17 protein-coding genes are annotated in these 12,504 nt (G+C 61.3%); 12 read left to right on the top strand and 5 right to left on the bottom strand.

Going from position 1 to position 12,504, the window contains the following annotated elements; genetic code table 11:
* Positions 1-44: 44 nt before the first annotated feature.
* The 10 genes from EI171_RS20220 to EI171_RS20175 all read left to right on the top strand — a co-directional run bounded on the left by EI171_RS20220 (position 45) and on the right by EI171_RS20175 (position 7,287).
* On the top strand, positions 45-263 hold the full coding sequence (locus EI171_RS20220) for a DNA-binding protein (RefSeq protein WP_161534516.1): 219 nt from the start codon (positions 45-47) through the stop codon (positions 261-263).
* 141 nt (positions 264-404) lie between these two features.
* Positions 405-659, top strand: coding sequence for a DUF6074 family protein (locus tag EI171_RS20215; protein ID WP_161534515.1), 255 nt, complete (start codon positions 405-407; stop codon positions 657-659).
* A complete protein-coding gene (locus tag EI171_RS20210) occupies positions 656-1,843 on the top strand; it encodes an AAA family ATPase (protein WP_161534514.1) in 1,188 nt (395 codons plus the stop codon). Before EI171_RS20215 ends, EI171_RS20210 begins: the two co-directional genes overlap by 4 nt.
* Positions 1,844-2,039: 196 nt before the next feature.
* Positions 2,040-2,315: a hypothetical protein gene (locus EI171_RS20205; RefSeq protein ID WP_161534513.1), complete on the top strand. Its 276-nt coding sequence runs from the start codon at positions 2,040-2,042 to the stop codon at positions 2,313-2,315.
* A 10-nt stretch (positions 2,316-2,325) separates the two neighbouring features.
* Entirely contained in the window at positions 2,326-2,493 is a 168-nt protein-coding gene (locus EI171_RS20200) for a hypothetical protein (RefSeq protein WP_161534512.1), read from the top strand.
* Positions 2,494-2,747: 254 nt separating this feature from the next.
* Positions 2,748-3,071: a hypothetical protein gene (locus tag EI171_RS20195; protein WP_161534511.1), complete on the top strand. Its 324-nt coding sequence runs from the start codon at positions 2,748-2,750 to the stop codon at positions 3,069-3,071.
* Between the two features lie 34 nt (positions 3,072-3,105).
* Positions 3,106-3,528 carry a hypothetical protein gene (locus tag EI171_RS20190; RefSeq protein ID WP_161534510.1) on the top strand — a complete coding sequence of 141 codons (423 nt, stop codon included), beginning with the start codon at positions 3,106-3,108 and terminating at the stop codon, positions 3,526-3,528.
* 10 nt (positions 3,529-3,538) lie between these two features.
* On the top strand, positions 3,539-4,438 hold the full coding sequence (locus EI171_RS20185) for a hypothetical protein (RefSeq protein WP_161534509.1): 900 nt from the start codon (positions 3,539-3,541) through the stop codon (positions 4,436-4,438).
* Between the two features lie 201 nt (positions 4,439-4,639).
* Positions 4,640-7,012: a hypothetical protein gene (locus tag EI171_RS20180; protein ID WP_161534508.1), complete on the top strand. Its 2,373-nt coding sequence runs from the start codon at positions 4,640-4,642 to the stop codon at positions 7,010-7,012.
* A complete protein-coding gene (locus EI171_RS20175) occupies positions 7,009-7,287 on the top strand; it encodes a hypothetical protein (protein ID WP_161534507.1) in 279 nt (92 codons plus the stop codon). Before EI171_RS20180 ends, EI171_RS20175 begins: the two co-directional genes overlap by 4 nt.
* A 381-nt stretch (positions 7,288-7,668) precedes the next feature.
* On the opposite strand, the gene EI171_RS20170 is transcribed toward EI171_RS20175, so the two are convergent.
* The gene (locus EI171_RS20170) at positions 7,669-8,112 is read right to left on the bottom strand and encodes a hypothetical protein (protein ID WP_161534506.1); all 444 of its coding nucleotides are present in this window, start codon (positions 8,110-8,112) and stop codon (positions 7,669-7,671) included.
* Positions 8,113-8,298: 186 nt separating this feature from the next.
* Here EI171_RS20170 and EI171_RS20165 point away from each other — a divergent pair, with 186 nt between their 5' ends.
* The gene (locus EI171_RS20165) at positions 8,299-8,694 is read left to right on the top strand and encodes a hypothetical protein (protein WP_161534505.1); all 396 of its coding nucleotides are present in this window, start codon (positions 8,299-8,301) and stop codon (positions 8,692-8,694) included.
* A gap of 315 nt (positions 8,695-9,009) precedes the next feature.
* A complete protein-coding gene (locus EI171_RS20160; protein WP_161534504.1) occupies positions 9,010-9,501 on the top strand; it encodes a hypothetical protein in 492 nt (163 codons plus the stop codon).
* A gap of 24 nt (positions 9,502-9,525) precedes the next feature.
* Here EI171_RS20160 and EI171_RS20155 read toward each other — a convergent pair whose 3' ends face one another.
* The 4 genes from EI171_RS20155 to EI171_RS20140 form a co-directional block, all read right to left on the bottom strand.
* On the bottom strand, positions 9,526-9,819 hold the full coding sequence (locus tag EI171_RS20155; RefSeq protein ID WP_161534503.1) for a PilZ domain-containing protein: 294 nt from the start codon (positions 9,817-9,819) through the stop codon (positions 9,526-9,528).
* Positions 9,820-10,533: 714 nt separating this feature from the next.
* Positions 10,534-10,779: a hypothetical protein gene (locus EI171_RS20150; protein ID WP_161534502.1), complete on the bottom strand. Its 246-nt coding sequence runs from the start codon at positions 10,777-10,779 to the stop codon at positions 10,534-10,536.
* Positions 10,780-10,988: 209 nt separating this feature from the next.
* Positions 10,989-11,210, bottom strand: a complete 222-nt coding sequence (locus EI171_RS20145) for a hypothetical protein (protein WP_161534501.1) — start codon at positions 11,208-11,210, stop codon at positions 10,989-10,991.
* Positions 11,211-11,383: 173 nt separating this feature from the next.
* Positions 11,384-11,605, bottom strand: coding sequence for a hypothetical protein (locus tag EI171_RS20140; protein ID WP_161534500.1), 222 nt, complete (start codon positions 11,603-11,605; stop codon positions 11,384-11,386).
* Between the last annotated feature and the right edge of the window lie 899 nt (positions 11,606-12,504).

Here is a 12,504-nt window from a genome sequence, read left to right as displayed (position 1 = left end):
TACTGCGGGCACGGACGAACGAAAACCTAGGAGCGCGCTTCCAAATGCCCGGCGATCTGACCCTTACCGACATGATCGAAATCTACAAACTGCCGCCGAACGTGGATGCCGGGCGGTTTCGCGAAATCGCGGGCATCGGCAACACCCGCTTTTATGAACTCGCGAAGGAAGGCGTCATCCGCCTCCGGAAGAATGGAAGCCGCACAACGGTTCCTGTCGAAGACCTCTACAAGTTTCTTCGCGGCGATCAGGCCGCTGCCTGATCCCCTCCCCTTTCACCGGCGGGGCACGACCGCCGGTGCGTGCGCTGAACCCGGCGGATGTACCCGGGCAGCGCACCGGCGGCGCGCTGTGATCCCTTGCAGCGCGCCGCCCTTCCCACGCATCAGTCTGCGAGGTCAGAAGTGACAACGATTATTCCGTTCCCCTACAGCCGGCAACGTCATCTCGTTGAGCGTCACGCACGCGCGATGCGCGGCCTGCCGCCTGATGAAGCTAGCGACTATCTGGCTAAGGTCCTCGAACGAGTTTGCGAAGACATCGAGAAGTTCGGCATCGCCTGTTGTGACGCTGACGACATGTTTATGGACTTCGCCAGCGCCATCGGACGCGAGTTGCACGGTCCGGATTTCCGCATCCAACTTGACGGGTCGAAATGACACCACGCGCTCAGATCAAAGAAGTATCGGACGCCGTCGTGCAATCTAGTGACGGCCGATCAAAGAGGGCATCAACTGTCGATTACGAGTTCTTAGGTGACCCCTCGATCGTTCAACGCAAGGAGTGGGTAGTTCCCGGGCTGTTCGGTATCGGAGAGGTCGTCGTGATCCATGCCGACACGAAGATCGGAAAAACCCAGTTCGCCACTCACCTCAGCTTGTGCATAGCAACCGGCACCGATTTCTTCCGACGGAAGGTCCGCCAAGGCGCAGTGTTGTACCTCGCCCTTGAAAAAGGTCGCATTACGAAGAAACGCTTTCGAGCCTCGCAGAAGCTGCACGGCAATATTCGGCCCCCGATCGCCGTATCGACCACGCCGATCAATCTAACCACCGCAAAGGATGCGAGCGCCGTGATCGCAACGATGCGCGAAATCTCATCCAAGGTCCAAAACGGCAGCTTAGTCGTAGTCGATACACTGAACCGTTGCGCCGGCGGGATCGATGAAAATGCCGCCGGTCCGATGGGCACGATGATGAACGAAATGACCCGCATAGCGGAAGAAGCCCGTGTTGCCGTCGTGGTTCTGCATCATAATACTGAAGGCCGTGGAAAGGCGCGCGGCAGCACCACGATCACCGCCAGCGCCGACGTCGTCATCTCCATTCAGAAGGAGGCGGATGAAGTTCGGGTGGCGGAAGTCACTCTGGCAAACGATGCTCCCGACGGTCAAACATTTCGGTTTCGTATGCCCACAGTCGAGGTCACGCCGGCGACCGAAGAAGTGGATGCGGAGTTCTCGGTCTTCATCGAACCGATCTACGATGAAGGCGATCGTGATGCCGGCGGCGCGCCCAAAGGCGCGCAAGCCACCGCCTCCAGGGCGGACTTGCAACGAGCCGAAAGGGTGTTTGCACTGTTCAATACGATAGCTGCCGATGGTCGGATCGACAGGGCTACCCTGTTGGATGTGGCCCGGCAGCAAGAGATCGTTACACCCCTAAATCCATCTTCCGGTGCCGAAATGCTCCGGCGTTGTTTAGTGGAACTGAAGAAGCAGTCCCGCTTGGATTTCACCTCCAAGGAGGTCTGGACCCAGCCAGAGCCGTCCCCAACCCCAACGGCCCAATCCTCTCTTAAGAGAGAGGATTTGTTGGGGGACAGTCATTGGGCCCAACGATGATGCCGTTGGGGTTCTATTGGGCCTCATTGGGGCTATTGGGACCATTGGGCCCCGCGATGCCCAATGAAAGTGCTGTTGGGCTTAGACGCCTGGGCGTGATCGGTAATGTCCGAAGCGCCGGACGCGCCTTCGGGCGCGCCGGCGATAGGCAACTACGCGGACCGAAGATGGACATCGCCAGAGGCGGGGTTCGATCATGATCGACGGCATAGAACTGTCCAGCTTGCGACAGCGCCGAAACCCAGCCGGCGACACCTTCTTCACTGGCCGATTGGGCAATGCGTTGATCGTCCTGATCCGCGACGACGTCGAGCGCGACGTCTGGCGCTTGATCGCAACTGATCCCTCCCGGGCAAGCTCCCGCAGTGAACCTGTATCGCCGGCGCGCCTCCCGGCGCGACCGGCCGATGAAGACGGCTGGTATCAAACCGAACTGGACGACGACATTCCCGAAGACGTCCAGACTGAGTGAAAGGAAAACGATGACGATCGATCACGACGACCGGGCGACCGGCGAGCATCTTCAGCCGATCAAGCCGATCGCACCGACACGGCGGGGACAGTCGCCGCTGAGACCGGCGCCGCCGCAGACGACCGACAAGACGAACGACGATGCTGCCGATCAGGATCAACAGCATGAAGGCAAGTAGCGCGGCAGGGCCGCTAGCAAGGCCGCTGATGCGCGCGCTTGTCGGCGGCACTCCGACGCGGGCAACTGGCAGCCAACGCACAGCGGCGGCCCTCCCCTTCGGCGCGGGCCCCATAAAAAAACGTTTAGGGACCGTAGGACGGGCCGCTTTGGGGTGCGGCACGAAGCGCCCCGATCTTCGAGTATATTCCCGGCGGCCGTTTTCCCGGTTTCCTTACGGGTTGCAGCGTCACGCCTTGCCCGGGAGTTTGCCCGGTGAGTGACGACGTCGCAGCCATCGCGCGCGATCTGGAAGCTGTCATCGCAACGGCCAACGCCGCCTTGGATCGGCTGCGCGCGCTCCCTGCGCGCGCGCCTGATGCGCGATCCGACGTCGAACTTGATGACTGGGCGCGTCCCGGTCGCATCGTGAGCGAATTCGAGATATCGCGATCGCATCTGCATCGGCTCTGCACACTGCATCCGATCAGCGAGCCGACCGGCTTCGCGCTTCGTGTCGGCGCCCGCTTCCTGATTTCGCGGCCGCGCTTCGAACGGTACGCCAGATCGAACGGCCTGAGACGTCGAGAGACGAAATAGCCCGGACCTGAGACATGATGAGACGTCTTCGACGTTGATCGACGGCGGCCGAACCGGCGACGATCGCAGCGCAAATCGAGAGGGAACTTCCATGAATGATGAAACGAGGGTCTTCACGCGATCAGGACTTCAGATTGCGGTCGCGGCGGCGGTCGCGGCGGATCGCCGCCGCGTCGCTGCAATCTTGACGCTGCCGGAAGCCGCGGGCCGCGCGGGTCTGGCGCTGTCCATCGCCACGACAACCGATCAATCGGTCGCAGACGCCAAAGCCGCCCTGGCTGCCGCTTCTGCCGATAAGCCGGCGGACCCTGCGGTCGCGACTGATGCGTCGGCATTGTGGGATCGGGCGCTGTCGGCCCGCGGCCTGCCGATGCAGAAGTCCGACGCGCCGAAGCCGCCGGACGTTACCGCTTCGTTGGATGCATCCCTGAAGTCGCGCGGCATGCAGGTCGGCTAAGGGGGCACTGATGCGAAATCCTTTCAGAAAGCCGACCGAGGCCGACAAGCGTATCGCCGCCGTGCGGACGGACCTTCAGGCCGCCCGCGACCAGCTGGCCGCGATCGATGCGGAAGAAGCCGAAGCGCTGGCAGACAGCATTCGATTTGCGGCGTGGTCGACAAAGCGCGCCGCCGCGGCGAGCGAAGTCGATAGGCTCGAAAGGCTCGCGACGGTCACGGAAAACACCGCGGCCGAAGCGACCAAGGCCGAAGCTGCCGCCGCTGCGCGCCGAGAAATCGCGACCGCCCGAAAAACCGCCAACGATTTGGCGGCGCGCATCAGGACGGACGGGCAGCGGATCGCCGCCGAACTGTTGCAACTGGCGAAGGAAGCCGCCCAACAGGCCCTTGATGCCAAGCGGCTGAACGAAGCCCTGCCCGACGGTGAAGCGCCGATCCCCGCCGCCGACGTCATCGCCCGCGACTTCGGCGCCGAACCTCGCAAAGACATCCGATCGCGCACCGTCGAATTGTGGGTGGCTGAGACCACCGGCGCCATCATTGGCGATCAAGATGCGGTCGCGTCCAACGACGGCGTGCATGGTTCTGTGCATGTCTTCGGCGGGACAATGCGCTGGAAATGCGTAAAGCGCCGCTTCCGGGAAACTGAGTTTCACCCGAGCGCGCTCGCGGACTGGCCGGGCGACCTGTTCTCGCTGATCCGCCTTCCCCGTCTCGACGGTCCGGGCTTCGCCTTCGATGGCAGCCGCATGACGCCTGAAGCAGTCGCCGATCTCGATATCGCCGCCGCGACCACGCCGCGGAGGAAGCAGCCGCGGCCGACGCAGGTCGAATTGATCCCGGTCGACGCCACGTGGCCGCCAGCAGATGGCGTTGCGGCTGAAGCCAATCGGAACGCGGCGGCATGACATGGGTTCGGCGCTTTCGCTTTTGGTTTGCTGATAGTCCTCGGCCAAAAGCGCGGGCGTCGTTGGGGTCGCGGGTTTCGTCGCGGGAAGCCGCGACCCCGTCTTTTCGGTTGCGCGCTGCCCGGCTCTCCGTCGCCGTGCGCGTCGGGCCGCGGATGCCGGAGGGGATCTGCGGCCCTTTTCATTTGAAGGGAATTCCTGATGGCTAAAATCATCGAAGCCGTTGCGCGCATCACCGCCGAAGACAAAACCGGCGCTGTCTTCGACAAGATCGCTAAGAAGATCGAAGGCATCGCCAAGTCGGCGAGGTCTTCGAAGGAAGTCGACGCCTTGTCGAAGGCGCTCGCCCGGGCGCAGCAACAGATGGCGGCGATCGACCGCTTCGGATCAGCGAAGGACGGGTTCGCCGCTGCGCGAACCCGTTTCAGGGAAGCACAGATCGCGGTTGATGGCGCTGCAAAGGCCATGAAGAACGGCGAAGGCGATGCGCGGTCGCTCCAACGCGCTTATGAGAGCGCTCAAGGCGCCGTCAGTCGGGCCGCGGCCGCTTTCGAACGGCAGAAGGTCGCCGTCCTTCAGGCGAAGCACGGCCTCGAACAGCTTGGAATTCCGGCGAACCGGGCAGCTGCCGCGCAGAATGCGTTACGCGCTGCTGTTGACCGAACTAACGCCGCGCTGGAACGTCAACCGGGTCTTACTCGCCGCGCGATCGGCGCCGTCGGCCGCGGCGCCAGCAACGCGCTCATGTTCGCTGGTCCGGGCATCCTTGCCGGCACGAAGGGCGCGGTGAAGTCCGGCGCCGAAATCCAGTCCGAGATGGTCAAGATGCGGGCTGCGGGCATTCCCGAAGCGGACATCAACCGGGCGGCGACCGAAGCGCCGCACCTGACTGCGAAATACACCAACGTGAAGACGGCCGACGCGTTGGAGCGCTTCAAGGAACTGCGATCGATCGTCCTGCACCCGGAAGAAGCACATGAACTGCTTCCGACGGCGATCGCGGCCAACAGCGTGTTGAATGCGATGGACCGCAGCGGCGAGGCTGGGCACGGCCTCGGCTTCGCCTTTCGAGGCGCGGAAATCCTCGGGCGCGCACAGAACCCGGAGAAATTCCGCGACTACATGGACGCCGTCATTCGTGCCCGGCAGGTCATGGGCAACACCGTGACCGCGGAAGGCATCTATGAAAACGCCAAATATATGCGGTCGTCCGGCGCGCAGCTGTCCGACCGCTACCTGACGACGACCGCGCTGTCGCTCGCGCAGGAAATGGGCGGGTCCAGCGCCGGCGTCGCGACCGACATGTTCGAAAAGACCGTTCAGGGCGGTCTGGCGAACCGGCACGCCGCGGCGAAGGCGTTCGTCCGCTACGGCCTCGCGAACGAACAAGACTTCGAAAAGACCAAGACAGGCGAACTGAAGGGCCTGAAGGCCGGGAAGCACGTCAAGGACTGGAAGAAGGCGATGGCGAACCCGGATCAATGGGTCTGGGAAAACCTGATCCCGGAATTGGAGAAGCGCGGCGTCACGGATCAAGCCGAACAGATCGCCGAAGCCCGGAAGATGTTCCCGGGGACGTCGTCCGACCTTGTCGCCAAGCTGATTACGCAAAAGCAGTCGCTGCAAAACCATGCGACCCTGTACGGGCAGGCGCAGGGCCTGAAGGCGGCCGAAGGCAATCAGAAAGACCCCTTCGTCGCGCTCAACTCGCTGACGACGTCGCTGACGAATTTCACCGGGGCGTTGACTTCGCCCGCGATGGAAGACGCTGCCGGCGTGATGGCGAGTATGTCGGGTTGGATCGGAAGCTGGGCCGAAAGCCTGTCGCAGTTCTCCAAGGACCATCCGGACGCGGCGAAGTTGATCGGCGGCGGCGCCGTCGCCGGTGCCGGCGCCGTTGGTATTGCGGGCACCTTCAGCCTTGTGTCGGGCCTCATGAACGGCTTTGGTCTGGGGACGTCCGCGGTCGCGCTGGATGGGTCCGCTGCGGCGCTATCCGCGGCCGCTGCGGAGTTGTCCGCGGCTGCCGGCGTCGGCGCAGCTGCCAAGGGCGCGGCCTCCACGGCGACCGCTGCGGGCGCTGGAAGCGCCATCTGGACGGCCGGCGCTGCGGCCGCCCCGTGGGCTGCCGGCGCGGCTGGGATCGCCGGCGGCCTCTGGGCCATGCACAAGTCGGTAGAGGACGCAGGGTATTCCGGCCTGACCAGCGGCGAGCGGCTGCGGCTTCAGCGCGGCGGTTCGATGCGCGACGTCTATCGCCGGGCCTTCGGGTACGGCGACAACACGCTGGCCCCCGAACTGTCCGACACGATGACCTATGGGACCGGCGTCAGCGGCGACAAGGGATCGCAGCACGTCGACGTTTCCGGTCAGGTCACCGGTGACGGAAAGCTTCAGGTCGACATCAACGCCAGTTCCTCTTTTCTCGACGTCGTCCGGCGCGCCGAAGCCGTGATCAAGCTGTCTGGAACGATCAACTCGAGCGGCCCGGGCTCGCTGGGCCATTCGTCGCCGGACGCCGCAGCGCCTGCGCCGCGGCCGTCTACGGGCACCGGTGGCGGGGGAGCAATGTGAGCAAAGTCGTCGGCGATCCTTTCGACCCAGTCGAAGCGCTCTTCGCACGCCAAGTGGCGCTAGAAGCGATCGTTACGCAGGTTTTGGCGGCGTTATCCCTCAAGATCGGCCCGAACTTGTCCGCTGAGCTGGTTGCCGAAATACGCGGTGATTTGCATGCCGAGGGTGCAGATCACGGCAGCTATTACGCGCTGCTTGTCGAAGAGCACGTTGCAAAACTCGCTGATCGGATCGAGCGCGCTGCCCGACGCGCAGCAGGGCAACAACCAGGCTAAGGGATAGCGCCCGTCAAGGCGTGCACTCGATGCAGGCCCTTTAAGTTTTGTCTTTGCGGTCCGACATCGGCGGCAGTGCCTTGAAGTTCTATCCGAGAACCGGCTGCGGCTGCGGCAGTGGTCCTTCAAACGGATGCCCCGGTCGCGCTTTTCGGCATCGCGAATTTGCCTTTCTTCATAATTTTCATGTCGGGTAATCCCCGCCTGTTTTGATCGTGGCGATCGTGTCGGAGCCTGCGACCTGATCGCGCAATTTCGGCCCGTCCGACCTTTTGGCTATTTCACCGCGCGCCTGCGCTGCGTCGAATTCATCCGCGAGCCGCCGCTTTGCCTGCGCCTCGATATCCGGTGCGTCGGCCTGCGCGCGGAAGGCGGCGGCGATCAGGTGTCCGTATTCGGCTTCCGCTTTCTCGTGCGACCTTGATACGAGCCGAACCGCTCGGGTCCATCGACGGCGCGGCCGGACGACTGCCCATGGATGCCATACTCGCGATCGAAGAACGCCCGCACGGCGGGCGTGTAACGACCACCCATCAGCCCATCGATCTTCGGGAAGCCGCGTCGTTCGAGTAGCGGCACTATCCCTCGCCATTCCGTGTACCGTCCCGGTCCCATCAGTGCGACAGAGATGTCCATTTCGCTGGCGAACAGAGGTAAGTCTTCCAGTGTTACCTGTCGTCGATGCCGATCCTTGATCGTGTCGCCGTTCAGCCGTCGCTGCTTTGCTTGCTCGCGCGACGTCGAGTTCCGGATCGACTTGTCGAGCGCTTCCTGCTCCTCAGGCGATCGATCGGACGGGTCTGTTGCGGGCGTCTTAGATATCAAGGGTGTCGTCTACCGGGCTCGATGATCGCGGTCCGCGTTGGCTCAAACCGGGGAATAAACCGGGAATTGTCCCGGCGCTCCCGGTCAACTTACCGGTTGCATCTCGAAAATGTGGAGTTATTTTGTGCGGGCCGCGAAGCAGTTTGCACCTGCTTCACGGCCCTAACTCGAACATTGGGATAAGCAATGTCACAAGCTAGCCAGACGAATATCATCATTGGACCGTGGGCGCAGCCCCCTCAGAGCCTAACAGCGATACAAGAGCTTTGGGAAAAATATCAAAGCGAAGCGGCTCTCAAGCAGCGCATCTATTCGCTTTTTAATCGTGTCGCTGTCGTCGGCACTCAAGATGAGATCGATCAAGCCGAAGCAGCGTGTGATCGGGCCCACGACGTCTTGTCGGACCTTTCTGAGGCCATCCTTGAGGCTGAAACAACCGACCCAAAAGCCGATCTACCGATAAAGGCGCAGGTCGTAGCTAGGCGCGAAGCTGATTTGGGCGCCCCTTGCGATGAAGGGGAAATCGCCTCCTTCTGTCGTGATGTTCAGATCGCATTATTAGGTCATCTGCCAACGCAATGAACAGCGCCCAGCGCTCAGAACGCATCAAGTCACTGGCGAAGGTCGCTGCTGCGATCCTTCGCCGCAACGCCGCCGGGTTCATAATCGATCTCCCCGGCGGCGGCCGCGCACGCGTTTACGATGTCCAACACAACGAAATGAAGCTGTCGCTGCGCCGGTTAGTCGACGATCGGACGCACACTGCGAAGCCAAGGGCGTTGAGAGGGGCCACTCCGCCGGAGACGCTAGACTTTTCCACATCACTTTTTGCGAGTGACCACCGTCTAAGCTAGATGCTCTATCGGGGAGAGGTTTGTACCCCTTGAGGTAGCTGCGATGAAGAAGTTGCTGTGGATCCTAATCGCGGTTTTTATCGGGTTGGCGGCAGTCACCGCTTTCATGCCTGACGAACGCAGGGCTCGCATCGATCAAGCGACCACACCCGAGCAGCTCGCCGAAGCCCTTCTCTATGGCGGAAAATCAACGGCGAGCTTGAATAACGGTGTGCTCGCCGTCAATTATACCCCCGATGCTGTCCTCTCGGCGAGCGCGGCCGTCACCGGTTTTAACGTCAACGTCGCGAGAGTAGTGCCCGTCGTTTTCGCCAAATATTCACAAGTGAACTCGATCATTATACGGGAAAGTGGTCCCTTCCGAGACATCCGCGGAAACGATACAACGGAAGAGATGTTGCGCATTGCATTCCTGCGCGAGGATGCCGAGCGCGTTCATTGGGACAAGATCAACTACGATAACATTCCCAAGCTAGGCGAAAATTACTGGATGCACCCCGTCTTACGCCGTGAGACCCAGAAGAACCAAGAATGACCCGTGGAAGCCGCTGTTGACACGCTAGTGGACAAACTCCACTCCGGCGAAAGCATCGCGACGCCACACCACGCGGCAGGCAAAGCTCGTTCGGAATTCGTCGAAGGACAGGTCGAAGTGCGTCGGCGGGATCGGAGTTTCTTCAAGAAGTATGCCGGCGCCAAGAACTGAAAGGTTTCGCATTGCGCAGGGCGTGACTGTTGCGCCGCCTAAGAGCGAGATCATAACTGTCTGGTTGACCGTCTTGCGTGTGACGCGTCGCCGCTCGACGCCCTTCCATTCAACAGACACGTTACGCCCCTCAAGGTTCAGTATCATGGGGCGGGGCCGCCGACCGAGGGGACGGCGACCCCTCGCCGCAAAGGCGTCGATACGCGAGACGAAGACGACTTCGCGACTACAGCGAGGATCGGCGACTGCCCGAGCCGGCGCAAGAACGTCCGTGCGTTAGTGTTACTTGGGCTGCTTAACGGCGCCCGATGGCTTCACAGATCGGCTCCTCGAGACGATCGCTTCAACGCTTCGCAACGTCCTTACGAACTCATGTTTCAGATGTTGCTCGTGCGCCGCATTCTTTGGCTCCGACAAAAACGCAATCTTCACGAGGAAGCGGTTCAATCGCGATGTGACGAGAAGATCGTCAGAGTGTTGCGAGCGCATGGCCGTGAGTTGCCGACGCATCTCAATAAGATCGAGGGGGGCGCTGTCTGACTGCCTTTTCAAATGCAACTCGCGCGAGATGTCCAAATCAAATCAAACGAAGCCGCCGCGCCGAGTATATTGGCGCGACGGACGAACCCGAATGGGACCATGTCCGGTGCAAGAGAGGCTAACTCTCCTTAGCCCCGGTGCAATCGAAGACGCGGATTAAGCTTGATGTCGCCGCGGAACGTTAAATCTGGAACAAGGCTGCTGTCCCTGGCAGCATGCCAGCGCGTTCAGTTCGACGCCCTTGTCCAGCGACGTCCCGGCGAGGCGATTGATATAGATCCTCGTTGCGCATCAGCTCGACACCACGGCTGATCGTGCTGCCTAGGAGGCCAGCCGAAGATCGTATCGGCGCTTCAACCGATCGCTTGTGACCTTGGCAGCATATTGAATGCGGTCGAGATCGCCTCCGTCGTTCGCTATGACACACAATTGCCAGTTGATGCCCTGTGGTTGATGGGCCGCGTATTCGACTTCTACTGAGACGACATGTTCGGAGCCGGGGAAACTACGAATGTCCTGAAGCGCAATGCGTTCGAGGTCAGCCTTTGAAATTAAAGCTTTTGCCACCTTCATCTCCTGAGTTGGCAAAGGGACGCCGAGCGGCACACCGTAGCCAACCGAACCTGCGCGGCTAAGTTCCTATGGGGCTGCGATGCTTCAATCTTTAGGCCGCGCCGCGGAGCGGAAGCGTCAAACTGCTTCGTGGCGTTGGCAGTAATGAAAGCCTCCAGCGAATGTCGAAGCGCCGTTGTTCGAGATGTTCCCTTTCCTCAGGCCTACTGTTCACGATCGCCGATGTCGAACGCGCCTAGACGGTAATCTTCCCCCACCGATTGCTCAGTCGTCGGCCGCGCGATCAAAGTGAACGTCGCGTCGGGATAGCGCGTCCACACCTCGATGTCCTCTGAAGTGACGGTTAGATATCCGAAAAAGCACTTGTAGCGACCCGGCTCGGTTACCCGGCCGACTTTGTCCCACGTGATCTTATTAACGCGCATTCTTGCTCAATCGAAAAAGAAACCCGCTCACTTTCGGGGAGCGGGCTTCTCCTGCCCATGCGTATCGCGCCCTGTCCGTTAAGCGCTCAACTAGCGTAGCTCGGATTGGTTTCCACCCGGTTACTATTCGCAGTCAAGCGAACGAGGGCCGGGGTGAGAGGACGTTTGTTGTGCTAGCTCCACTCGTTCTCGGGCAATGATCCCGGCGGCGGTTTGAGTTTTTCGAGGCCGGCTTCGATCATCGCGAGTTCGTCTTGTATTGCTTTGACAGCACTTTGTGGGTTGATGCCCGACACGGCTTGCAGCTCAGCGAGAACCTTGCGGCGATGCGCGAGTAAGTCCGTCAGCGCGCGACGGTCCCGCACCTTCACGTAGCCAGCGACGATCAGTTCCATGGCCTTTGACACGTTCGTCGTTTCCTAATCCGCGCCTTGCAGTTATCGCGGTTGGTAAAGCTCCCTCAGACCAGCTTCTGTCATGCGGCATTCGATACCCGTTTTCGTGGAGCGCCGTTCGATCCAGCCATTCCGCAGAAGCGCAAGCGTGGTTCTGGGGGGGCGGGCAACTTCGTGGAGGCGATCCAATCGACATCCCGCAGAAGGTTGAGAAATTGGCGGTGACACTGATTGAAGACCGGGCTGCGCTTTTGGTCCTGCAATATCGTCTCAAGCGAGCGCCCTGTTTGCATGGCAGCTAATTTTGCATTTGCATTCTTGAGGATCAGTTACCAACCGGGAGAAATCGGCAATCTTTTCTAAATGGCTCGAAATTATGCTTCGAACATGGATCACGAGGACGCATCGGCGGCTTGGTTCGTTCCGGCTCTCAGGCGAAGCTACGCTCGTCTAGCAGCGTGGATGACGCGCGGTAATCGCGCGCCTGAGCCCAGCCGCTTGCCGGCGCCGCCGCGCTCGGAGCGGCCAGCTCGCTTTCCCGATCCACCGAGAAGGCCAGCGCCGCCGCGCATTTAGGCATTGCGAATGACGAACAGTCGCACATCAACGCGTCCGTGGTCGCCAGACGAAGAGGCGGAATTGCTCTCGCTCTTTGGCGCAGGTGCCACAGCTGAAGAGGTCGGCGAGCGGCTAGGCCGCACCCGACAAGCGGTTTACGCTCGCTTGCAGCGCTTTCAAAAACAGCGGGGACGAGCGAGTAGGACGAGTGGGAGGTTATTCGCTCAGTTGCCGGAGCGATCTAGCGACGGCGATCGATCTCAAAGGTCGCAAGATCACCTCTCCAGCGGAAACAGGGTAGCGAGCCGATCCGATTGCATCGTCCGTCCGCCCGCGCTGAA

Source organism: Bradyrhizobium sp. LCT2, assembly GCF_009931255.1.
Classification (GTDB): Bacteria; Pseudomonadota; Alphaproteobacteria; order Rhizobiales; family Xanthobacteraceae; genus Bradyrhizobium; species Bradyrhizobium diazoefficiens.
Note: the sequence above shows the minus strand (reverse complement) of the source record. Positions and strands in the feature narration are given on the sequence as shown.